This window comes from Curtobacterium sp. NPDC092190 (assembly GCF_044755625.1).
Taxonomy (GTDB): domain Bacteria; phylum Actinomycetota; class Actinomycetes; order Actinomycetales; family Microbacteriaceae; genus Curtobacterium.
In genome coordinates, this window is sequence record NZ_JBIVRJ010000003.1 from 42,240 (window position 1) to 62,118 (window position 19,879).

Here is a 19,879-nt window from a genome sequence, read left to right on the forward strand (position 1 = left end):
GGTGCTCGACCCGGGCCTCCCGGCCGGTGCGTCCGAGGGGCGGGCCCGACGGTCCGAGCGGTTCCGTGGGGGGACGCTCGGCCCGGCGGGCTCGGTCGCGGCGGTCGTCGTCGCGGTCGCGGTGCTGGCGGCGGTCTGGCCGGCGCTGCTCGGCGGCGGCGACCCGCTCGCGGTGCACCCCGCCGACGCCCTGACGCCACCCGGACCGGCGCACCCCTTCGGCACCGACGAGTCCGGACGCGACGTGCTCGCGCGCGTGGTCGCGGGGACACGGGCGTCACTCGTGGTCGGGGTCGCCGCGACGCTCGTCGGCGGTCTCACCGGGATCCTGCTCGGCACGCTCGCCGGACTCGGTGGTCGGATCGTGGACGCGGTCGTCGGCCGGGTCACCGAGGTGGCGTTCGCGCTGCCGCTGCTGCTCGTCGCGCTCGTCGTCATCGCGGTCACCGGCCCCGGACCGGTGCCCGCGACCCTGGCGGTGGGGTTCGCCACGGCGCCCGGGTACGCCCGGATCGTCCGCGGCCTGGTCCGGAGTGCGCGGTCGTCGCAGGTGGTCGAGACCGCCGTGCTGCAGGGCCGCTCCCCCGGCCGGATCGTGTTCCGGCACGTCCTGCCCGCGGCACTCTGGCCCGTCGTCGCCGTCGCCACGCTCGGGGTCGGCCAGGCGGTCGTGTGGGCGTCGGCGCTCAGCTACCTCGGGGTCGGGACCCCGCCGCCCGCGCCGGAGTGGGGTGCGATGCTCGCGGACGGCCGCACCTACCTGCTGACCGCGCCGTGGATGAGCACCTTCCCGGGCCTCGCCATCGTGGTGCTGGCGACCGCGGTGACGGTGCTCGGCCGTGCGGTGCGGCGGACGGGGGCCGTGCGGTGAGGGGCTCCGAGCGGGGGCCCGACGACGTCGCGGGACGGACCGGTGCAGCACGGCCGGTGGGGACCCGCGTGCTCGACGTCCGCGGGCTCGCGGTGTCGATCGACGGCGCGACGGTGGTGCACGGCGTCGACCTGCACGTCGACGCCGGTGAGTGCGTCGCCCTGGTCGGGGCGTCCGGCTCCGGCAAGACCGTGACCGCCCGGGCGGTGCTCGGGCTCTCCGCAGCGGGTGCCGCGGTCACCGCCGACCGCCTCGACCTCGTCGGCTCCGACGTGCGCGGGCTCGCAGAGCGGCGCTGGCGTCGGCTCCGCGGGAGCACCGTCGGCTACGTCGGCCAGGAGGCCCTCGGCGCACTCGACCCCCTCCGCCCCGTCGGCCGCGAGGTCGCCGACGCCCTGCGCCTGCACACCGACCTGCGCGCAGCAGAACGGGTCGATGCCGTGCGCGCCGCACTGGCGGGCGTGGGGCTCGACCCCGCGATGGCGACCGACGGCCGGCGCTCCGGCACGCTCTCCGGAGGCATGCGACAGCGCGCGCTGATCGCGGCGGCGACCGTGGCCTCCCCCGCGCTCGTGGTGGCGGACGAACCGACGACCGCCCTCGACGCCGCCGTGGCCGTCACCGTGATGGAGCAGCTCCGGGCCGTGCAGGACCGCGGCGCCGGGCTGCTGGTCATCACGCACGACCTCGGGCTCGTCGCCGGGTGGGCGGACCGGGTGCTCGTCGTCGACGAGGGGACGGTGGTCGAGCACGGACCGGTCGCCGAGGTCTTCGCAGCACCGCAGCACCCGGCGACCGCAGCCCTGGTGCGGGCGGCACGGGCGGACACACGCCGGGCCGTGGGACCGGTGCCCGGCCCCGGTGCGCCGTCGGCCCCGCTCGTCGAGGGCTCCGGACTGACCCGTTCCTTCGACGGGGTGCCCGCCGTGCAGGACGTGTCGATCACCGTGCGACCGGGTCGCGTGACGGGTGTGATCGGCGCCTCCGGGTCGGGCAAGACGACGGTGGCGCGGATGCTGCTCGGACTCGAGACGCCGGACGCCGGCACCGTCACGCTCGACGGCGACCCGTGGGTGCCCCTGCCCGAGCGCGAGCGCCGGGCTCGTCGGCACCGGGTGGCGGCCGTCGTGCAGGACCCCGGGGCGACCTTCGACGAGCGGTGGAGCGTCGGACGGGTGCTCGCGGACGCCCTGTCCCGCGGGCAGGAGCGGCGGGCGCGGGGTGGTCTGGCCGACCCGGTCGACGCCGCACTCCGTCAGGTGGGACTCGACCCCGAGCTGCGGTCACGCGCCCCGCGCACGCTCTCCGGCGGCCAGCGGCAACGACTGGCGATCGCCCGGGCGCTGGCGACGTCGCCCGAGGTGGTCGTGCTCGACGAACCGGTGACGGCACTCGACGCGACCGTGCAGGACGCGGTGCTCACGCTGCTCGAACGACTGCGCGACGAGACCGGCGTGGCGATGGTGTTCGTGTCGCACGACCTGCGCGCCGTCCGACGGATGGCGGACGAGGTGCTCGTGGTGCACGACGGCCGCGTCGTCGAGCAGGGCCCCGCGGAGCGCGTGCTCGGCGCGCCGGAGCACCCGGCGACCGCGCGCCTGGTCGACGCTGCCGCCCGGCTCGCCCGCGGCGCCTGAGCGCTGCGCGCCGGCGCCGCGGCGCAGCGGCGCAGCGCCAGCGGGCGAGTCTCGCTCAGGCGGACACGTTCGCGGTACCGAAGTCGCGAACGTGTCCGCCGAGCCGAGACTCGGGGAGCGCCCACGGAGCGGAAATGCCGGGAGGCACGGTGCGCGTCCGTGGCGGACGTGCACCGCGCCTCCCGGCCGACAGCGGCGGCTACGAGTCTGCGGGCTCCTTGTCGGACCCCGGCTTCGGGGTGTCCCCCGAGATGATCGGGATCTCGCTCGTCGAGAAGTCCTTCGCCCAGTCGGACTGCGCGAGCTCCGAGGTCGGGTCGTTGTAGTCCTTGATGACGTCGGCGACCTCGTCCTCGTGGGCGACCGTGGGGCCCGAGCCCATGAGCGGCGTCGCAGCCGTCTCCTTGGTGAAGAACACCGCGACGAGGCCGATCACGGCCGCGAGCATGAGGTAGAAGGCCGGGATGTCCTCGGCCCACGAGAGCCCGGCGTCCTTCGCCCCGGCGATGAGCGCCTGCGTCGCGAGCGGCGTCGTGCCACCGAAGAGCGAGACGGACACGTTGAACGCGATCGCCAGCGCGCCGTAGCGGATGATCGTCGGGAACAGCGCGGGGAGCGTCGACGGCATGGTGGACGTGAACGTGACGAGCACGAGACCGAGGATCAGCAGGCCGAAGAAGACCCCGGCACCGGTCCCGGTCTGGACGAGCTTGAGCGCCGGCCACGACAGCACGATGAAGCCGATGCAGCCTGCGGCGAGGACCGGCCGGCGGCCGAACTTGTCGGACAGGCGACCACCGAAGGTGATGACGACCATCATCAGGATCATCACGATGACGATGAGGATCAGACCGAACGTGGCGTTCTGCCCGAGGTTCGTCTCGAGGTAGGTCGGCATGTACGACAGCAGCATGTAGTCGGTCACGTTGAACACGAGGACCAGGCCGATGCAGATGATGAGCGAGCGCCAGTTCTCGGCGAACAGCTTGAGGAACGGCGTCTTCTGCGACTCGCGCTCGGCGGCCTGCTCCTGCTGCTTCTGGAAGGCCGGGGTCTCCTCGAGCTTCAGGCGGAGGTAGAGCCCGATGAGGCCGAGCGGACCGGCGATCATGAACGGGATGCGCCAGCCCCAGCTGAGCAGGGTGTCCTCGGGCATCGCGTACTGCAGGATCGTGACGATCGACGCGCCGAGCACGTAGCCGGCCAGCGTGCCGAACTCGAGCCACGAGCCCATGAACCCGCGGCGCTTGTCGGGCGAGTACTCGGCGATGAAGGTCGCCGCACCGCCGTACTCACCACCGGTCGAGAAGCCCTGCACGAAGCGGGCGACGAGGAGCAGCACGGGGGCCCAGAAGCCGATCGTCGCGTACGACGGGATGAGGCCGATCATGAGCGTGCCGGCGGCCATCAGGATCATCGTCAGCGCGAGGACCTTCTGCCGGCCGATCTTGTCGCCGATGGGGCCGAAGACGGCGCCGCCGATCGGGCGGACGATGAAGGCGGCCGCGAAGAACCCGAAGGTCGCGACGAGGTTCGACGTCGGGTCGCCCGCCGGCAGGAACACCTTCGAGATCGTGACCGTCAGGTACGCGAAGATGCCGAAGTCGAACCACTCCATCGCGTTGCCGAGGGCCGCGGCGGCGACGGCACGCTTGAGCAGCGACTCCTCGACGACGGTGACGTCGTCCTCGGTCAGCTTGCGGCGTGCACGCTTCGCTGCGCTCTTCGTGCGCAACGGCCGGTCGCCGTGCTGGTGTGCGTCGTTCGGTGCCAAGTTCGTTCCTCCGGTAGTGCTGTGTCTTGCCTTCGGGCATCCGGCGGAGAGCGACTGTGCAGTCCTCGCGAACACCGCGCTCGCCGGACAAACTCCGACAGCCTACCAGATGGAGCGCTCCGACGCGGCGGACCGCTACGATGAGGCCACCGCGTACTGTACGCGCGACACTCAGGCACCTCACCACGGACTCGGTGCCGCACACATCGATCGAAAGGCCCTGCCATGACGAAGCCCATGCCCGACAAGCCCACGGTGGACGGCCTCGAGGACGTCTGGGGTCCGGTCTGGGAGCAGGACGGCACCTACCGCTTCGACCGCGACAGCGCGACGAAGGACGCGGTGTACTCGATCGACACCCCGCCGCCGACCGCGTCGGGTTCGCTGCACATCGGGCACGTGTTCTCCTACACGCACACCGACCTCAAGGCCCGGTACGAGCGCATGCGCGGGAAGCACGTCTTCTACCCGATGGGCTGGGACGACAACGGCCTGCCGACCGAGCGCCGCGTGCAGAACTACTACGGCGTCCGGTGCGACCCGCAGCTCCCCTACGACCCCGCCTTCGTGCCGCCGTTCGAGGGCGGCGACGGCAAGTCGAGCAAGGCGGGCGACCAGCTGCCGATCTCGCGCCGCAACTTCATCGAGCTGTGCGAGCGCCTGACCGTGCAGGACGAGCAGCAGTTCGAGCACCTCTTCCGCACGCTCGGCCTGTCGGTGGACTGGACGCAGTCGTACCGCACGATCGACGACACCTCGCGGGCGAGCGCGCAGCGTGCGTTCCTCCGCAACCTCGAGCGCGGCGAGGCCTACCAGGCCGACGCCCCGACGCTCTGGGACGTCACCTTCCGCACCGCCGTCGCGCAGGCCGAGCTCGAGGACAAGGAGATGCCCGGCGCGTACCACGGCCTGGCGTTCCACCGCACCGACGGCGGCGAGGACGTCGTCATCCAGACCACCCGTCCGGAGCTGCTCCCCGCCTGCGTCGCCCTCGTCGCGCACCCGGACGACGAGCGCTTCCAGGACCTGTTCGGCACGACCGTCCGCTCCCCCCTGTTCGACGTCGAGGTCCCGGTCCTCGCGCACCACCTGGCGCAGCAGGACAAGGGCGCGGGCATCGCGATGGTCTGCACCTTCGGTGACACCACCGACGTGGTGTGGTGGCGCGAACTGCAGCTGCCGAACCGCGCGATCATCGGCTTCGACGGCCGCGTCCGCTCGGACGAGCCCGCGTGGATCGAGTCGACCCGCGGCAGGGAGCTCTACGCCGAGATGGCCGGCAAGACCGTCTTCTCGGCGAAGAAGGTCCTCGTGGACGCGCTCACCGAGTCGGGCGAGCTCGTCGGCGACGTGAAGACGATCAACCACCCGGTGAAGTTCTTCGAGAAGGGCGACAAGCCGCTCGAGATCGTCTCGACCCGCCAGTGGTACATCGTCAACGGCGCGCGCGACGAGCAGCTCAAGGAGACCCTGCGGAAGCGCGGCGAGGAGATCGCCTTCCACCCGGACTTCATGCGCGTCCGCTACGACAACTGGGTCGGTGGCCTCTCCGGCGACTGGCTCATCTCGCGCCAGCGCTTCTTCGGCGTGCCGATCCCGGTCTGGTACCCGCTCGACGCCGACGGCAACCCGGTCTTCGACCAGCCGATCGTCCCGACCGAGGCACAGCTGCCCGTCGACCCGGCGTCCGAGCCGGCGCCCGGGTACGCCGAGGACCAGCGCGGCGTCGCCGGCGGGTTCCAGGGCGAACTCGACGTGATGGACACCTGGGCGACCTCGTCCCTCACCCCGCAGCTCGCGGGCAAGTGGGAGACGGACCCGGCGCTCTACGACCTCGTGTTCCCGTACGACGTCCGCCCGCAGGCGCAGGACATCATCCGGACGTGGCTCTTCACGACGGCGCTCCGCAGCCAGCTCGAGGCCGACGTCGCGCCGTGGAAGCACGCGAGCATCTCCGGCTTCATCGTGGACCCCGACCGCAAGAAGATGTCGAAGTCGAAGGGCAACGTCGTCACGCCGCTCTCGATCCTCGAGCAGCACGGCGCCGACGCGGTCCGCTACTGGGCGGCCTCGTCGAAGCTCGGCACCGACGCGGCCTTCGACCCGCAGAACCCGAAGCAGATCAAGGTCGGTCGCCGGCTGGCGATCAAGGTGCTCAACGCGGCGAAGTTCGTCTACGGCTTCGAACTGCCGAGCGGTGCGACGACCGTCACCGAGCCCCTCGACGTCGACGTGCTGGCGGAGCTCGGCTCCGTGATCGAGCAGGCCACCGCCGCGTTCGACGGCTTCGACCACGCCCGTGCGCTGGAGGTCACCGAGCGGTTCTTCTGGACCTTCTGCGACGACTACCTCGAGCTCGTCAAGGAGCGTGCATACGGCACCGCGCCCGACGCGACGCACGAGACCCAGGCGAGTGCGGTCCTGGCGCTGCGCGCCGCGATCGACGCGCTGCTCCGTCTGCTGGCACCGTTCCTCCCGTTCGCGACGGAGGAGGTGTGGGCCTGGACCCACGACACCAGCGTGCACACGGCCGCGTGGCCCACGGTCGCGGAGCTCCCGACGCAGGCGGAGCCGTCCGGGCTGCTGGCCGCCGTCGGCCAGGCGCTGATCGGGATCCGCGGTGCGAAGACCGCCGCCAAGGCGTCCCAGAAGACGCCGGTCACCCGTGCCGTCGTGGCGGCTCCGGCCGACCAGCGCGCGCTCATCGAGCGCGCGGCGGTCGACCTGGCCGCCGTGGGCCGCATCGAGAACCTGTCGTTCACGGACGGCGAGGAGCTCGCGGTGACCGAGATCGAGCTCGCGGAGCAGCAGGCGTAGCGTCGTCCGTCGACGGGCCGGGTCGCGTGCGGCCCGGCCCGTCGTCACGAGCACGAGTACGAGTCGGCACTGGAGGCACGGATGCAGTTGGGTACACGCTGGAACGTGGGTGGGCAGCCACCCGAGCGACTCCCCGAGGCGATGGTCGTCGCCGCGCGCGGTGTCGAGGAGGAGCTGGCGGCGGCGTCGGTCGACGCATCGACCTGGCGCTGGACGCTGACGTACCTCGAGGGCAAGCCGATCGTCGAGCTCGACGACGGCACGTCGATCCACCTCGACCCCGCCGGGCGTGCGCAGGTGACGAACCCGGACGACGCGCCGGAGGAGGACTAGGCCGTCCCCCCCGATCCCGGGCTCGACCGGGACCGGGGGACGCGGCCTACACTGGAGAACGTCCGTTCCCGAGGCGACGGGGACGAGTGGGACCGCAGCGGAGGAAGGGGATGCCCGTGTCCGGCACCGCCAGCACGACCGACCCGCAGGTGCGCGAGCGCATCGTCGACGCCGCGGACGCGCTCTTCTACGCCCGCGGGTTCCAGTCGGTCGGCATGGACGAGATCCGGACGACCGCCGGCGTCTCGTTGAAGAAGCTCTACTCGGTGTTCCCCGGCAAGGAGCAGCTCGTCGCCGCGGTGCTCGGCGGGCGGCACGACCTCTGGGAGCAGGGCATCGAGCAGGCGGTGGCCGCAGCGGGGACCCCGCGGGACCGGCTGCTCGCGATGTACGACTTCCTGGAGCAGTGGTTCGGCGACGACACCTTCCGCGGCTGCGGCTTCATCAACGCCTTCGGTGAACTGGGTGCGACCTCCCCCGCGGTCGCCGAGATCGCCCGCGAGCACAAGGACTCGTTCCAGCGGTACGTCGCCGGGCTCGCCGCGGCCGCCGTGCCGGACCTCGACGCGGCCGAGGAGCTCGCCGCCCAGCTCGCACTCCTCGCCGAGGGTGCGCAGACGACGGCCGCGATCGCGGGCGACACGACGCCGGCACGGCACGCGCGGCGCGCGGCAGCCACGCTGATCGACGTGGCCATGCGTGCGGGGACCGACCGGACGCGCTGACCCGACGCGCTGACCTGACGCTCCGACCGGACGCTCGACGACACGACGCCCGACACGACCCGACGTCGGCCGGGAGGCGCGGGGCGGGCCCGCCACGTGCCTCCAGACCGGCGTCCGGTCCGGTCCGTAGGGTGGGGCCATGGACACCCCGTTCGACCAGCCGAGCACCCTCCCCTACGCCCTGCCGCCGTTCGACGACGTCCGGCTCGAGCACTTCCGTCCCGCGTTCGACGCCGGCATCGCCGAGCAGCGTGCCGAGGTCGAGGCCATCGCCGCCGATCCCGGTGCAGCGACGTTCGAGAACACGCTGGTGGCGCTCGAACGCTCCGGGCAGCTGCTGACCCGGGTCTCGCACGTCTTCTTCACGCTGTCCTCCGCCGACTCGACGCCCGAGCTGCACGACCTCGAGGCCGAGGAGTCGCCGCTCCTCGCCGCCCACCGCGACGCGATCACCCTCGACGCGCGCCTGTACGCACGGGTCGATGCGGTGCGGTCCTCGCTCGACGAGCGTGCGGACCTGTCCGACGAGGACCGTCGACTCGTCGAGCGGGTGCACACCGAGATGACGCTCGCGGGAGCCGGCCTCGACGACGGTGGGAAGGAGCGTCTCACCGCGATCAACCAGGAACTCTCGACGCTCACCACGACCTTCGAGCGCAACCTGCTCGAGGACACGAACGACCTCGCCGTGCACGTCACCGACGAACAGGAGCTCGCCGGACTCGACGACGGCGCGAAGTCGGCCGCCGCCGCAGCCGCAGCGGACCGCGGCCTCGACGGCTGGCTCGTGACGCTGCCGCTGTACACGGGTCACCCGTGGCTCGCCTCGCTGACCGACCGTGGCCTGCGCGAACGGATCATGCGTGCCTCGCTGTCGCGGGGGCGACGTGGGAACGCGCACGACAACCGCGAGGTCCTGCTGCGCATCGTCCGGCTCCGGGCCGAGCGGGCCGAACTCCTCGGCTTCCCGAACCACGCTGCCGTGGTGACGGCCGACGAGACCGCGGGGACGCCCGAGGCGGTCGACGGCCTGCTCTCCTCGCTCGTCCCGGCCGCCGCCGCGAACGCCGAGGACGAGCGCGCCGTCCGCTCCCGCACGGTCGGCTTCGACGTCGAGGCCTGGGACTGGGCACACGCGACGGAGGTCCTGCGCGGCGAGCAGTTCGCCGCGGACAGTTCGGCGCTGCGGCCCTACTTCGAGGCCGACCGCGTCCTGCACGACGGGGTGTTCCACGCCGCCGGCGCCCTGTACGGACTGACGTTCACCGAACGCTCGGACCTGCACGGCTACAACGACGAGGTCCGGGTCTTCGAGGTGCACGGCGACTCCGGGGAGGAGGTCGGGCTCTACCTGCTCGACCTCTACACACGGGACGGCAAGCGTGGCGGTGCCTGGATGAACCCCGTCGTCGAGCAGTCACACCTGCTCGGCACGCTGCCCGTCGTCGTGAACAACCTCAACGTGGCGAAGCCCGCCGCCGGCTCTCCCACGCTGCTGATCCAGGACGAGGTCGAGACGCTCTTCCACGAGTTCGGGCACGCGCTGCACGGGCTCATCGCCAGGACGACCTACCCGCGGTTCTCGGGCACGAACGTCGAACGGGACTTCGTGGAGTTCCCCTCGCAGGTCAACGAGATGTGGGTGACCTGGCCCTCGGTCCTCGCGAACTACGCGAAGCACCACGAGACCGGCGAGCCGCTGCCGCCCGAGCTCGTGCTCGGACTGAGCGACTCCGCCGGCTTCAACGAGGGCTTCTCGACCACCGAGTACCTCGCCGCGGCGCTGCTCGACCAGGCGTGGCACCGCCTGTCGGCCGCCGAGGCCGCCGAGGTGACCGACGTCGAGGCGTTCGAGCGCCAGGCCCTCGCGTCCGCGGGCATCGACGTGGCCGCGGTGCCGCCGCGGTACTCGTCGACGTACTTCGCGCACACGTTCTCGGGCGGGTACGACGCCGGGTACTACGGGTACATCTGGTCCGAGGTGCTCGACGCGGACACCGTCGAGTGGTTCCGCGAGCACGGCGGACTCTCGCGCGAGGCCGGGCAGCGGTTCGCGTCGCTCGTGCTCGGGGTCGGCGGCGCGCAGGACCCCCTCGAGGCCTACCGTGCGTTCCGCGGCCGCGACGCCGAGGTCGGGCCGCTGCTGCGCCGTCGCGGGCTCGAGTAGCGCGGCGCCGCGCCGCGGCGCGCCGCCGCGCCGCGGAAGTCCGCGGCGCGACGTGCTTCCCGTTGTGCAGCGGCACGTCACACCGCGGACTGCCCCGGTCCGCCTGCGCACCGCTCCCACGAACGCTCCCGCACCCGCGCCCCCTCCCGCTCACGGCGACGGCCCAGCCCCACGCGGGGACCGGGCCGTCGGCCTGCGGGCGTCGGACGCTACGCGGACTTCTCCACGCGCTTCGCCCGGGGACGCGGCACGATCGTCGGCGCGGCGTTCTCGAGCACGGACTCGCGGGTGATGACGACGCGCGCCACGTCGTCGTCCGACGGCACGTCGAACATGACCGGGCCGAGGACCTCTTCGAGGATGGCCCGGAGGCCGCGGGCACCGGTCTGGCGCAGCACCGCGAGGTCCGCGATGGCCTCGAGCGCCCCGCGGTCGAAGTCGAGCTCGACACCGTCGATCGCGAACATCCGCTGGTACTGCTTCACCAGCGCGTTCTTCGGCTCGGTCAGGATCTGCATGAGCGCCGCCTGGTCGAGCTGCGACACCGTCGTGACGACGGGCAGACGACCGATGAACTCAGGGATGAGCCCGAACTTGTGCAGGTCCTCGGGCAGGACGTCGGCGAACAGGTCCTGCTGGTCGAGCGGGCTGTGCAGCGGAGCGCCGAACCCGATCCCGCGCTTGCCGACGCGCGACGACACGATGTCCTCGAGTCCCGCGAACGCCCCCGCCACGATGAACAGCACGTTCGTCGTGTCGATCTGGATGAACTCCTGGTGCGGGTGCTTCCGACCGCCCTGCGGCGGGACCGACGCGGTCGTGCCCTCGAGGATCTTGAGCAGCGCCTGCTGCACGCCCTCGCCGGAGACGTCGCGCGTGATCGACGGGTTCTCCGCCTTGCGTGCGATCTTGTCGACCTCGTCGATGTAGATGATGCCCGTCTCGGCACGCTTGACGTCGTAGTCCGCGGCCTGGATGAGCTTGAGCAGGATGTTCTCGACGTCCTCGCCCACGTACCCGGCCTCGGTCAGGGCGGTGGCGTCGGCGACGGCGAACGGCACGTTGAGCCGCTTCGCCAGGGTCTGCGCGAGGTAGGTCTTGCCGCAGCCGGTCGGCCCGATGAGCAGGATGTTCGACTTCGCGATCTCGACGTCGTCGCGGTCCTCGGCAGCGGTGATCTGCCCTTGTGCGCGGATGCGCTTGTAGTGGTTGTAGACGGCAACGGCCAGCGCGCGCTTCGCCGGGTCCTGGCCGATCACGTACTCCTGCAGGAAGTCGAAGATCTCGCGGGGCTTCGGCAGCTCGAAGTCGCCGTTCGTGGTGTCCTCACCCGCTTCGGCGAGGCGCTCCTCGATGATCTCGTTGCACAGCTCGACGCACTCGTCGCAGATGTACACCCCCGGCCCGGCGATGAGCTGCTGGACCTGCTTCTGGCTCTTGCCGCAGAAGGAGCACTTGAGCAGGTCAGCGCTCTCCCCGATGCGTGCCATGTCGGTGCCCTCCTTGGATGACCGGTGCAGTTCAGCGATGCAGGCTGGTGACCCGCCCGATGTGATCGACTCTAACCGCATCCGGTGACACCCACGGCGACGCCGTCCGGCCTGTCCCCACGCGTTCGCCCAGGGCGTGCACACCTGGTACCGTTGGCACGTTCCTCTACAAGTTGTAGAAAACCGGAAGGACCCCATGACGAAGCGCCTCGCCCTCCTCGGCACCGGAACCCTCGGCGTCACCGCCGCGATCGTCCTCGGCACCGCGGCCGCCGCGAGCGCACACGTCGAGGCGGATGCGACCTCGACGGCGGCGAACTCGTACACGACCGCGACGTTCTCGGTGCCGCACGGCTGCGACGGCTCCCCCACCACGAAGCTCGTCTTCCAGGTGCCCGAGTCCGTCATCGAGGTCACGCCGACCGTCAACCCGAACTGGACGATCACGAAGGCGACCGAGCCCTACACCGCCCCGTCGAGCAGCGCTGCGAGCGACGAGGAGTCCGAGGCCGGCGCCGAGCGCGTCACGAGCGTCACCTACACCGCGAAGACCCCGCTGCCCGCCGACGAGCGCGACACCTTCTCGCTGTCCTTCGCGCTGCCCGACGGCAAGCCGGGCGACCGCGTGGCCTTCCCGGTCGTGCAGACCTGCGAGCAGGGGTCGACCGACTGGGACCAGGTGCAGAAGAGCGGCGAGTCCGAGCCGGAGCACCCCGCGCCGTCGATCGTCCTGACCGCCGCCAGCGCGGCGAGCGGTGACGACGACGACGCGACGACGGCCACCGCGAGCGACACCACGACCACCGCGGCGCAGCCCGACTTGGTCGGTCGCTTCCTCGGCCTCGGCGGCCTGGTGGTCGGGGCCGTCGGCCTGGTCGTCGCCGTCGCCGCCACGCGCCGCCGGGACGCCTCGAAGTGACCCGGACCGCACGGCCGACGCGCGCCCGTCGGCCCCCGGGTGACCGGCGTCCGGTCTGGAGGCCCGTGGCCGCGACCGCCGCGACCCTCGCCGTCGCGGGCGGTGCGATCCTCGGGCTCGCCGCCCCCGCCAGCGCGCACAACTACCTGGTGTCGTCGACGCCGAAGGTGGGCGGGACGCTCACCGAGCTCCCCGACCGCTTCGACATCACGACGAACGACCGGCTCCTGGCGATCGGCGGGTCGGACTCGGGCTTCGCCTTCCGGGTCATCGGCCCGGACGGTCGGTACCACGAGGACGGCTGCGTCTCCGTGGACGGCCCCTCGATGACGACGAAGGCCGCCCTCGGCGACTCCGGGAAGTACGAGGTCGAGTGGCAGATCGTCTCGGCCGACGGCCACACGGTCTCCGACCGGTACGACTTCACCTGGAAGGCCCCGGCCGGCTTCACGCCCGACCGCGGCACCGCGACGCCGGCGACCTGCGCCGACGGCAGCGGAGGCGGCTCGGCATCCAGCGCGCCCGACGCCCCGACCGGTGCCAGCGGTGACTCGAGCGCGACCGACGCCCTGTTCATCGGCGCCGGTGGCATCGTCCTCGCCGGCGTCGTCGTGGCGGTCCTGCTGCTGCTCCGACGCCGCCCGGCCGCCCCGGCGACCGACGACCGCGACGAGGACTGAACCGCCCCGCCGGATCGGCACCGCGCCTCCAGGCCGGATCCGCGCCCCCGACGCCGCACCGGACACGACGAAGGCCCCGCACCGATCGGTGCGGGGCCTTCGCGCGTGCAGCGCTACTTCACGAGCGCCGGCAGGTTCTTGCGGCTCGTGAGGACCTGGTCGATCAGGCCGTACTCGAGTGCCTCTTCGGCGGACATGATCTTGTCGCGCTCGATGTCGTTGTTGACCTGCTCCGGGGTCCGGTTCGAGTGCTTCGACAGCGTCTCCTCGAGCCAGGTGCGCATGCGGAGGATCTCCGCCGCCTGGATCTCGATGTCGGACGCCTGACCGCCACCCTGCTGGACGGCGGGCTGGTGGATGAGCACGCGGGCGTTCGGCAGCGCGAGACGCTTGCCGGGGGTCCCCGCGGCGAGGAGCACCGACGCGGCCGAAGCGGCCTGGCCGAGGCAGACCGTCTGGATCTGCGGACGGATGTACTGCATCGTGTCGTAGATCGCCGTCATCGCGGTGAACGAGCCACCGGGCGAGTTGATGTACATCACGATGTCGCGGTCCGGGTCCATCGACTCGAGCACGAGCAGCTGTGCCATGACGTCGTCGGCGGACGCGTCGTCCACCTGGACGCCGAGGAACACGATGCGGTCCTCGAAGAGCTTCGCGTACGGGTCCTGCCGCTTGAAGCCGTAGGCCGTGCGCTCCTCGAAGCTGGGGAGGATGTAGCGATCGGACGGAGCCGGGACGTTCTGCGCGCCACCGAGCATGGGGAGGTGCATTCTCGTTTCCTTCTCTTCGGTGGTGGTCAGTTGGACTCGGGCTCGGCTGCCGCGGTCGGCGTCTCGCCGTCGCTCACGGTGCCGCCGCCGCCGACGACCTCGACCGACGAGGCGCGGAGGTGGTCGACGAAGCCGTACTCCAGGGCCTCCTGCGCCGTGAACCAGTTGTCACGGTCGTTGTCCTTGAGGACCTGCTCGATCGTCTTGCCGGTCTGCTCCGCCGTGAGCTCCGCCATCCGCTGCTTCATGTCGAGGATGACCTTCGCCTGCGTCTGGATGTCGGCAGCGGTGCCGCCGAAGCCACCGGACGGCTGGTGCAGGAGCACGCGGGCGTTCGGGGTGATGTAGCGCTTGCCCGGGGTACCCGACGAGAGCAGGAACTGCCCCATCGAGGCGGCGAGGCCGATGCCCACGGTGACGATGTCGTTCGGCACGAACTGCATCGTGTCGTAGATCGCCATGCCCGCGGTGATCGAGCCACCGGGCGAGTTGATGTAGAGGTAGATGTCCTTCTCGGGGTCCTCGGCGGCGAGCATCAGCAGCTTCGCTGCGATCTCGTTCGAGTTGTCGTCGCGGACCTCAGAGCCGAGCCACACGATCCGGTCTCTCAGAAGGCGGTCAAAAACACTGGGGTTCAGTGTCGCTTCGGCCATGGAAAAGCTCCCGTTCAGTTGTCGCTTGATGTCGAACTTATCGGGTGCAACGCACCACTTCGCGTCTGTTCGCTCTGGGCGGTCGGATGGTGCCGGGACGACGGACGGGAGGCACGGTGCCAGCTGGCACCGTGCCTCCCGTCCGTCAGCGCGTCGCGTTACTTCGCGTCGGCCTCGGTGACCTCGTCGGCGTCGGCCGACTCGTCGTCAGCCGACTCCTGCGCCACACCGGCGGTGAAGGCGGACAGGTCGACGGCGTCGCCGTTCGTGTCCTTGACGGTGACCTTCGACAGGACGGTCGCGACCGCCTTCGAGCGGGCGACCTCGCCGACCATGCCGGGGATCTGCCCGTTCTGGTCGATCACCTTGATGAACTCGGCCGGCTCCATGCCGTACTGCGACGCCGCCTGGATGAGGTACTGCGTGAGTTCCTCCTGGGAGACCTGGATCTCCTCCTTCTCGGCGATGGCGTCGAGGAGCAGCTGCGAGCGGAAGGCCTTCTCGCTGGACTCGGAGACCTCCTTGCGGTGCTCCTCGTCCTCGAGACGGTTCTCCTGCTCGAGGTGACGGTGCACCTCGTCCTCGATGAGCTGCTCCGAGATCGGGATGTCCACGTCCTCGATGAGCTTCTCGACGAGCTTGTCGCGAGCCGCGGCGCCCTGACCGAAGGTCTTGGACTTCGCGATCTGCTCCTTCAGGTCCGCCTTGAGCTCGTCGATGGTGTCGAACTGGCTGGCGATCTGGGCGAACTCGTCGTCGGCCTCGGGGAGCTCGCGCTCCTTGACGGCGGTGACGGTGACGGCGATCTGCGCGGTCTCGCCCTCGCGGTCGCCACCGACCAGCGTGGACTCGAAGGTGGTCGACTCACCGGCGGTGAGCGACTCGAGCGCCTCGTCGATGCCCTCGAGCAGGTCGCCCGAGCCGATCTCGTAGGAGACGCCGGTGGCCGAGTCGACCTCGTCGTCACCGATGGTGGCGGTCAGGTCGATCTGGGCGAAGTCGCCGGTCTCGGCCGGGCGGTCGACCGTCACGAGCGTGCCGAAGCGGGTGCGCAGGTTCTGCAGCTCCTCCTCGATCTCGTCGTCGGAGACCTCGACGGCGTCGACCGTGAGCTCGTACTGGTCGTACGCGGGGAGGTCGAACTCGGGACGGACGTCGACCTCGAAGGTGAGGACGAGGTCGCCCGAGAAGTCCGCGACGTTCGGGAGCTCGGCGACGTCAGCCTCGGCACGGCCGAGGATGCGCAGCTCCTGCTCCTCCACCGCCTGGCGGTAGAAGGTGTCGATGGCGTCACCGACGGCGTGGTTCAGGACCTCGCCGCGGCCGACGCGCTGGTCGACGATCGCCGGCGGGACCTTGCCCTTGCGGAAGCCGGGGATGTTGATCTGCTCGGCGATGTGCTTGTAGGCGTGGTCGATGCTCGGCTTGAGATCGTCCGGCGTCACGTTCACGGTGAGCTTGACGCGGGTGTCGCTCACCTTGTCGACGGTGCTGGTGGCCAAGGGATGTACTCCTGTTGGTTGACGTTCGAGTGGACCTGGTCGGGGCGACAGGATTCGAACCTGCGACCTCCCGCTCCCAAAGCGGGCGCTCTACCAAGCTGAGCTACGCCCCGTGACTGGGCCAGGTGACCGCGCACGCCCGAGGGCACGCACGACCGCGACGAGTCTAGCGGTCCCCCGCTGCCTGGTTCCCGGGCGGCGTGCCGCGTGTGGACGGTTCCTGCTCGGCGCTGCGCCGCAGGCCCCGTCGCCACCGCACCCCGACGGCGACCTGCACCCCGAGCGCGGCGACCACGAGCGCGACGCCGAGGACGATGCGCCAGACGTGCAGCAGGGCGTGCCAGGGCTGGGCCTGCGGGTCGCCGAAGGCCTCGGGACGGAGCGAGAACACCACGGCGGCGACGGCGAGCAGCACGAACGAGAGCACCCGCGAGCGCTTGATCCGGCGCGTGTCGGAGCCGTCCGGCTGCGGCAGCACGTTCGATGGCATGTCGGGGGCCGTTCGTCCGCTACGATGGTGGCGCTGCGGACTGGTGCCGCAGTGCGGGGATGTAGCTCAATGGTAGAGCCCCAGTCTTCCAAACTGGCCACGCGGGTTCGATTCCCGTCATCCCCTCCACACCGTCGTCCCCGTCGTCGCGATCAGGCGGTCGTCTTCGTCAGGCCGTGCTCGGTCTTCTCCCAGTAGTGCGGCCGGGTGATCAGCTGCCACAGGCCCTTGTACGCGGCGACCGAGTGCAGGATCCAGTACAGCGGGTTGAGGAGCGCCCAGCCCATCAGGTCGAACCGCCCGCGCTTGTACGGTCCCATCATCGTCAGGTAGATCATCGTGGCGTTGCCGAGCAGGAAGTCGAGCACGCAGAGCCACAGCACCGGCGCCGGGAACAGCGGCGCGGTCCAGTCGGCCGGCAGCACGAGCGTCGCGATCGTCACGAGGACGCCGGGCAGCATCCCGAGGAACGTCAGCGGCGTCCCCGCGATGAGCAGGGCGAACGCGGCCGCGCGACGCGGGCCGATCTCGCGGACGAGCGCCCGGGGCCTGCGCGCGTGCACGAGGGCGGTCTGCATGTAGCCCTTGATCCACCGGGAGCGCTGCCGGACGAAGTTCGGGATCGAGGTGTTCGCCTCCTCCATCGTCGTGGAGTTGACGACGGCGACGCGGTACCCGACGGCGGACGCGCGGATGCCGAGGTCGGCGTCCTCGGTCACGTTGTAGGGGTCCCACCCGCCGAGCTCACGGAGCAGCTCGGCGCGGAAGTGGTTCGACGTCCCGCCCAGCGGGATCGGCAGCTGTCGCGCGTCGAGGCCGGCGAGCATGTAGTCGAACCAGTACGAGTACTCGAGCGTGAACATGCGCGTGAGCGCGTTCTCGTCGGCGTTGAAGTAGCTCAGCGCCGCCTGCACGCACACGGTGTCGCCCCCGGCGCGGTCGAAGGTCAGGAACACCTTCTTGAGCTGGTCGGGGTCGGGACGGTCCTCGGCGTCGTAGATGACGACGTACTCCCCCTGCGCGATGGCGAGGCCGACGTTGCACGCGCGGGGCTTCGTCTGGGGTGACCCCGGCGGGACGATGACGATGCGCATCCAGTCCGGCGGGGCTGCGTCGATGACGGCCTCGCGGGTCTCGTGGTCCTCGGCCTCGACGAGCACCAGGACCTCGAGCCGGTCCTTCGGCCAGTCGAGCACCTCGAGGTTCCGGACGAGGTCGTGCACGATGTTCGCCTCGCGGAACACGGGCACGAGCACGGTGTAGGTCGGCAGGGCGTCGTCGTCCAGGGCGGCGACGTCCTCGGCCGAGACCTGCTCGACCAGGTCGAAGCGGGCCCCGACCATCGACACCCAGAACTTGAAGAGGATCCCGGCCAGGAACCCCAGGGAGAGCACCGCCGTCGCGATCGCGACCGTGCTGCCCGGTGCGAGGACGAGGCACACCGCGAACAGGAGCAGGGCGACCGCACCGCCGACCCGTTGTCCTCGTGAGAGGACGGTCCGTGCGGACAGCGCCGGGTTCGTCCGGGCGAGACCGTGGGCGGCGAGGTCGGCGACCTCCTCCTCGAGCTCGTACGCGATGCGCTGCCGGACGTCCGCCTCGGACGCGCCGCGGAGGACGACGGGTTCGCCGAACTCCTCGGTGAGCGCCGCGCGGAGGACGTCCGGGTCCGACCGACCGCTGGTCAGGACGAGGACGCCCTCGCGGATGCGGGCGGACGCGACCCAGCCCTCCTCGACGTGCCGCTGCACGGAGCACCGGTGCCGCGGTCGCCAGTCGACGTCCTCGCCGCGGTGCCGACCGGTCCCCCCGACCACGACGGTCGACTCGGCGTCCACCGGCGGCCGCGCTCCGACGGCGGTCACCGGAGCACCACCGCCACGACGGCGTGCATCCACTCGACGACGACCTGGCGTTCGGAGGCCGCGGCCCACGCGAGCGGGACCTGCAGGACGGCGAGGACGACGACCAGGGTGCTGGTGACCCGGCCGGCGACCGGCGGCAGGATCGCGATCGCGACGCTGAGCATCGTGACGAAGACGTTGCCGGCCGTCGCGACCGGCACGAGCCCGATCGCGTACCCGCCCACGGTCCCGACGAAGAGCGCCGCGACGAGGGCGATCGCGCCGGGCCGGCGGACGAGCAGTGCCAGGGTGGCGCCGGCGACGAGCATCGTCACCAGGAGCAGGCCGTCCGCCGAGGCGAAGAGGTGGCGCAGGCCGTCGAGTCGCTCCTCGGACACGCTGATCGTCCCGCGCAGCGCCGCGAACGGGTCGTGGAGCACCATGAGGTCGAGGACGGCCGTCGAGAGCGCGACGGCGAGGCTCGGGAACACCAGGACGAGCACGTTCGCCCGCCGGATGCCGCGCTGGTCGTGCCGTGCCAGGTCGAGCAACGGGGCGGCGAGCGCCGCGATGCCGACGTAGACGAAGCCCATCGGGTCGACCAGCGTGGACAGCATCAGCGCGAGGCCGGCGCGGAACCCCGCCTGCGTGTCCCCCCACGCGAAGAACCGCACCATGTCGACGACGGCCAGGGCGAAGAGGGCGATGCCGAGGAACGCCTGCAGGTCGTCGAGCGCGAGGAAGGCGTACAGCGGGTTGGCGCCGAGCGCGATCGTGAACGCGACGACCTCGCGCATGCGCAGGCCGCGGCGCAGCATGTCCTGCGCGAGGAGCTGGAGCAGCACGCCGGCGACGATCCCGCCGAGCACCGCGGCACCCTGCACACCGAAGGGCATGAAGCGCAGGAGCACCCCGGAGAGCAGCGGCCAGAGCTGCCCGATGGCCGGCACCACGCCGCCGTCGAGCGCGGCCGTCGCCCGGTCGAGCGTCACCTGGTTGCCTGTCAGCCCGATGAGCGGCGTCGTCGTGATGCGCGACGCCACGAGCGCGAGGGCCACGTAGGGCAGCGCGAAGGCGGCGCGGAGCAGCCACCGGACGGCGACGGACGGCAGGGGCCGCAGCGGTGCGGGTGCCGGCACCGCACCGGGCGGCGCCGAGTGCGGGCGGGAGAGCGTGACGGTCATGCGGCTCCTCCGGGTGAAGC

16 protein-coding genes and 2 tRNA genes are annotated in these 19,879 nt (G+C 71.4%); 9 read left to right on the forward strand and 9 right to left on the reverse strand.

Annotation, left to right across the window (positions count from 1 at the left end; all coding sequences use genetic code 11):
• Position 1: 1 nt before the first annotated feature.
• Positions 2 to 871, forward strand: coding sequence for an ABC transporter permease (locus tag ACIQFY_RS08135; protein ID WP_271827096.1), 870 nt, complete (start codon positions 2 to 4; stop codon positions 869 to 871).
• Positions 872 to 939: 68 nt separating this feature from the next.
• A complete protein-coding gene (locus ACIQFY_RS08140; RefSeq protein ID WP_066657929.1) occupies positions 940 to 2,508 on the forward strand; it encodes an ABC transporter ATP-binding protein in 1,569 nt (522 codons plus the stop codon).
• A gap of 199 nt (positions 2,509 to 2,707) precedes the next feature.
• On the opposite strand, the gene proP is transcribed toward ACIQFY_RS08140, so the two are convergent.
• Positions 2,708 to 4,282, reverse strand: coding sequence for a glycine betaine/L-proline transporter ProP (proP, locus tag ACIQFY_RS08145; protein ID WP_326495807.1), 1,575 nt, complete (start codon positions 4,280 to 4,282; stop codon positions 2,708 to 2,710).
• A gap of 225 nt (positions 4,283 to 4,507) precedes the next feature.
• Between proP and valS the strand changes: the two genes are divergently transcribed.
• The 4 genes from valS to ACIQFY_RS08165 all read left to right on the forward strand — a co-directional run bounded on the left by valS (position 4,508) and on the right by ACIQFY_RS08165 (position 10,324).
• On the forward strand, positions 4,508 to 7,099 hold the full coding sequence (gene valS, locus ACIQFY_RS08150) for a valine--tRNA ligase (RefSeq protein WP_066653142.1): 2,592 nt from the start codon (positions 4,508 to 4,510) through the stop codon (positions 7,097 to 7,099).
• An 81-nt stretch (positions 7,100 to 7,180) separates the two neighbouring features.
• Positions 7,181 to 7,432 (forward strand): hypothetical protein, encoded by a 252-nt coding sequence (locus ACIQFY_RS08155; RefSeq protein WP_066653141.1) that lies wholly within the window; start codon positions 7,181 to 7,183, stop codon positions 7,430 to 7,432.
• Positions 7,433 to 7,548: 116 nt separating this feature from the next.
• The gene (locus tag ACIQFY_RS08160; RefSeq protein WP_271827119.1) at positions 7,549 to 8,157 is read left to right on the forward strand and encodes a TetR/AcrR family transcriptional regulator; all 609 of its coding nucleotides are present in this window, start codon (positions 7,549 to 7,551) and stop codon (positions 8,155 to 8,157) included.
• Between the two features lie 139 nt (positions 8,158 to 8,296).
• A complete protein-coding gene (locus tag ACIQFY_RS08165) occupies positions 8,297 to 10,324 on the forward strand; it encodes a M3 family metallopeptidase (protein ID WP_400339299.1) in 2,028 nt (675 codons plus the stop codon).
• Positions 10,325 to 10,533: 209 nt separating this feature from the next.
• Here ACIQFY_RS08165 and clpX read toward each other — a convergent pair whose 3' ends face one another.
• On the reverse strand, positions 10,534 to 11,814 hold the full coding sequence (gene clpX, locus ACIQFY_RS08170) for an ATP-dependent Clp protease ATP-binding subunit ClpX (RefSeq protein ID WP_326495803.1): 1,281 nt from the start codon (positions 11,812 to 11,814) through the stop codon (positions 10,534 to 10,536).
• 196 nt (positions 11,815 to 12,010) lie between these two features.
• On the opposite strand from clpX, the gene ACIQFY_RS08175 reads away from it, so the two are divergent.
• Positions 12,011 to 12,733 (forward strand): YcnI family protein, encoded by a 723-nt coding sequence (locus ACIQFY_RS08175; RefSeq protein WP_251154786.1) that lies wholly within the window; start codon positions 12,011 to 12,013, stop codon positions 12,731 to 12,733.
• A 65-nt stretch (positions 12,734 to 12,798) separates the two neighbouring features.
• A complete protein-coding gene (locus ACIQFY_RS08180) occupies positions 12,799 to 13,413 on the forward strand; it encodes a copper resistance CopC family protein (RefSeq protein ID WP_326495802.1) in 615 nt (204 codons plus the stop codon).
• 113 nt (positions 13,414 to 13,526) lie between these two features.
• Here ACIQFY_RS08180 and ACIQFY_RS08185 read toward each other — a convergent pair whose 3' ends face one another.
• The 5 genes from ACIQFY_RS08185 to ACIQFY_RS08205 all read right to left on the reverse strand — a co-directional run bounded on the left by ACIQFY_RS08185 (position 13,527) and on the right by ACIQFY_RS08205 (position 16,831).
• Positions 13,527 to 14,186 carry an ATP-dependent Clp protease proteolytic subunit gene (locus ACIQFY_RS08185; protein WP_066653125.1) on the reverse strand — a complete coding sequence of 220 codons (660 nt, stop codon included), beginning with the start codon at positions 14,184 to 14,186 and terminating at the stop codon, positions 13,527 to 13,529.
• Between the two features lie 26 nt (positions 14,187 to 14,212).
• A complete protein-coding gene (locus ACIQFY_RS08190) occupies positions 14,213 to 14,839 on the reverse strand; it encodes an ATP-dependent Clp protease proteolytic subunit (protein WP_066653123.1) in 627 nt (208 codons plus the stop codon).
• Positions 14,840 to 14,997: 158 nt separating this feature from the next.
• Positions 14,998 to 16,341 (reverse strand): trigger factor, encoded by a 1,344-nt coding sequence (tig, locus tag ACIQFY_RS08195; protein ID WP_066653120.1) that lies wholly within the window; start codon positions 16,339 to 16,341, stop codon positions 14,998 to 15,000.
• Between the two features lie 36 nt (positions 16,342 to 16,377).
• Positions 16,378 to 16,454 (reverse strand) — tRNA-Pro (locus ACIQFY_RS08200).
• Positions 16,455 to 16,507: 53 nt separating this feature from the next.
• Positions 16,508 to 16,831: a hypothetical protein gene (locus ACIQFY_RS08205; protein WP_326495801.1), complete on the reverse strand. Its 324-nt coding sequence runs from the start codon at positions 16,829 to 16,831 to the stop codon at positions 16,508 to 16,510.
• A gap of 55 nt (positions 16,832 to 16,886) precedes the next feature.
• Between ACIQFY_RS08205 and ACIQFY_RS08210 the strand changes: the two genes are divergently transcribed.
• Positions 16,887 to 16,960: transfer RNA gene (locus tag ACIQFY_RS08210), tRNA-Gly, on the forward strand.
• A 23-nt stretch (positions 16,961 to 16,983) separates the two neighbouring features.
• On the opposite strand, the gene ACIQFY_RS08215 is transcribed toward ACIQFY_RS08210, so the two are convergent.
• Together ACIQFY_RS08215 and ACIQFY_RS08220 are read right to left on the reverse strand one after the other, a co-directional pair.
• Positions 16,984 to 18,696: a glycosyltransferase gene (locus tag ACIQFY_RS08215; protein WP_400339304.1), complete on the reverse strand. Its 1,713-nt coding sequence runs from the start codon at positions 18,694 to 18,696 to the stop codon at positions 16,984 to 16,986.
• A complete protein-coding gene (locus ACIQFY_RS08220; protein ID WP_326495799.1) occupies positions 18,693 to 19,859 on the reverse strand; it encodes a hypothetical protein in 1,167 nt (388 codons plus the stop codon). The genes ACIQFY_RS08215 and ACIQFY_RS08220 overlap by 4 nt, the downstream gene beginning before the upstream one ends.
• Positions 19,860 to 19,879 lie beyond the last annotated feature (20 nt).

Coding starts and splice junctions, on each gene's coding strand:
- valS (WP_066653142.1), top strand. CDS start 4,508: ATGACGAAGCCCATGCCCGACAAGCCCACGGTGGACGGCCTCGAGGAC.
- ACIQFY_RS08155 (WP_066653141.1), top strand. CDS start 7,181: ATGCAGTTGGGTACACGCTGGAACGTGGGTGGGCAGCCACCCGAGCGA.
- ACIQFY_RS08165 (WP_400339299.1), top strand. CDS start 8,297: ATGGACACCCCGTTCGACCAGCCGAGCACCCTCCCCTACGCCCTGCCG.
- clpX (WP_326495803.1), bottom strand. CDS start 11,814: ATGGCACGCATCGGGGAGAGCGCTGACCTGCTCAAGTGCTCCTTCTGC.
- ACIQFY_RS08175 (WP_251154786.1), top strand. CDS start 12,011: ATGACGAAGCGCCTCGCCCTCCTCGGCACCGGAACCCTCGGCGTCACC.
- ACIQFY_RS08185 (WP_066653125.1), bottom strand. CDS start 14,186: ATGCACCTCCCCATGCTCGGTGGCGCGCAGAACGTCCCGGCTCCGTCC.
- ACIQFY_RS08190 (WP_066653123.1), bottom strand. CDS start 14,839: ATGGCCGAAGCGACACTGAACCCCAGTGTTTTTGACCGCCTTCTGAGA.
- ACIQFY_RS08205 (WP_326495801.1), bottom strand. CDS start 16,831: ATGCCATCGAACGTGCTGCCGCAGCCGGACGGCTCCGACACGCGCCGG.
- ACIQFY_RS08220 (WP_326495799.1), bottom strand. CDS start 19,859: ATGACCGTCACGCTCTCCCGCCCGCACTCGGCGCCGCCCGGTGCGGTG.